This is a genomic window from Devosia sp. (assembly GCF_041917035.1).
Classification (GTDB): Bacteria; Pseudomonadota; Alphaproteobacteria; order Rhizobiales; family Devosiaceae; genus Devosia_A.
This window is the reverse complement of sequence record NZ_JAYRYM010000399.1, coordinates 1-2,237: the sequence shown is the minus strand read 5'-3', so window position 1 is coordinate 2,237 and position 2,237 is coordinate 1. Positions and strand designations below refer to the sequence as shown.

Sequence of the window (2,237 nt, the reverse complement as noted above, 5' to 3'; positions counted from 1 at the left end):
CCAAGCGCCGCGAGGAGACGTCTCGCGTTCGAGGACATAGGCATGCTCCCCCCGTGGCCGCCGCCAGAACTGCGGCTAGAACTCGGACCAGTCCTTGTCGATCGCCGCGTTGCCGCTGCTCAGATACGAGCGGGCCGCGGTCTTGACCTTCTGCTGCAATCCCCTGATGCCGCGCGGCGCCTCCACCGGGCGTCCGCCGGCGACCTCGCCGTCGGCGATCCTGAACACTTCGACGATCCGGTCGAGCTCTGCCGCCTGGGACTCGGTCTGCTCGATCGCCGCATTGGTCTGTTCGACCAGCGCCGCGTTGTGCTGGGTCATCTCGTCCATCTGCCGGACGGCGGCGTTGACCTCCTCGATCGAGGAGGCCTGCGCGCGGCTGGCGCGGGCGATGGCATCCATCACGGTGTTGGAACTGCGGGCCGCTTCCAGCATCTCGGAGAGCTTCTGCGCCGCCTCGGCGACGAGGCGCGACCCGCCCTTGACCTCGGTACCGCTCTGCTCGATCAGGGCCTTGACCTCGCTCGAGGCCTCCGCTGCCGACTGCGCGAGGCGCCGCACTTCGATCGCCACGACTGCAAAGCCCTTGCCGGCCTCCCCCGCCCGCGCGGCTTCGACCGAGGCATTGAGGGCCAACAGGTTGGTCTGGAAGGCGATGTCGTCGATCATCCCGATGATGTTGGAGATCTTTCCCGAGGAAGCCGTGATCCGCTCCATGGCGGCATTGGCCTGGTTCATCACCTTGCCCCCGTCCTCGGCCGACTTGGTGACGCCGGCCGCGACGCGCGCCGCGTCATTGGCCTGTTCGGCGTTGGCGAGGACGGTGGAGGCCAGTTGCTCCATGGCCGCCGACGTCTCCTCGATGGTCGCCGCCTGCTTGGTCGTGCGTTCGCTGAGGTCGTTGGCGCCACTGAGGATTTCGCCGGTGGCAGTGCGCAGCGAGCGCGACGTCTGCTTGAGGCCGACCACGATGCCGCTAAGCTTTTCGGCGACCGCATTTGTATCGAGCTTCAGCCGCTCGAAGGCCCCCTGGTAGCTGCCCTCGACGCGACGGGTGAGATCGGTGTGGGCCAGGGCGGCCAGCACATCGCCGGTCTCGCCGACGCCACGATCGACCGTCTCGACCAGCTCGTTGACGGAGCGGGCCAGCGCATTGAGTTCCTGATCCGGGAAGTCGGCCGTAACGCGTCGGGAGAAGTCCCCGGCGATCGCCGCATCCACCACCTCGCCGAAGGCGCGTTGCAGCGACTGCATCATCTGGATGCGGTCGGCCCTGCGGCGTTCGGAGCCGAGGCGTTCGCCCTCGGTCATCTCGTTGACCTTGAGCGCGTTCTCCTTGAACACCTGCACGGCGCGGGCCATGTCGCCGACCTCGTCGCTGCGCTCGGCGCCCTTGACCTCGATCTCGAGATTCCCCTCGGCGAGCGCGCTCATCGTGCCGGTGAGGCGGCTGATCGGCCGCGTGACCGTGCGGGAAAAGAGCAGGGCCATGGCCGCGGCGACCAGCAGCAGGATGCCGCCGACCATCAGCATCATGTCGCGCAGCTGCTGGACCGGCGCCAGCGCCTCATCCGCGCCGATGGTGGTCACCATCGCCCACCTGGCGCCGTGGAACTCCACCGGCGCCGCGGTCGCGATCATCGACATGCCGCGATAGTCGCCGGTCATGCCCTGGGCCGCGTTTCCTTCGAGAGCGGACCCGACGATCGGGTTGTCGTAGCGCGTGTCGAGCGTGTCGTCTGCTCCCGAGAACAGCGAGTCGGAGCGCAGCAGCCGATCCGTGCCGACGTAGAAGCTCTCACCGGTGCGGCCGAGATTGTCACTGTCCTGCAGCAGCGAATTGATCGGAGCGACCGGCATCTGGATCGCCATCACACCGATGAACTTGTTGCGCGGATCGAAGACCGGAGTGGCGAGAAAACTCGCTGGCTGCCCCAGGGGGGCGTAGACCGAGAGATCGACAAACGCCACCTGTCCACGCTCGGTCAGGGCCGCCGCGGCCCTGAAGGCCTGCCCGAGCCCGCTCTCGGCCAGCGCGCCGCCTTCGGCGAAGTTCATCGCGAAGTCGTCGTTCTTCATCACCGAGTAGATCAGGTTCCCCTTGGCATCAAACAGGTAGATGTCGCGATAGCCGCGGCGCTCCGCCTGGCTGCGGAAGTTCGGATGGACCTTGGAGTGCGAGAAGTCGTAGTTCCACTTCTTGCCGGTGGTGTCGGCGGGCGTGTCGAGCAATTGCC

The 2,237-nt window shown here is 67.2% G+C and carries 1 protein-coding gene; it reads right to left on the bottom strand.

Annotation, left to right across the window (positions count from 1 at the left end; translation table 11 throughout):
• Positions 1-75 precede the first annotated feature (75 nt).
• The coding region (locus ACE3TU_RS21570) for a methyl-accepting chemotaxis protein (RefSeq protein WP_374627910.1) at positions 76-2,237 on the bottom strand (2,162 nt) is incomplete at its 5' end.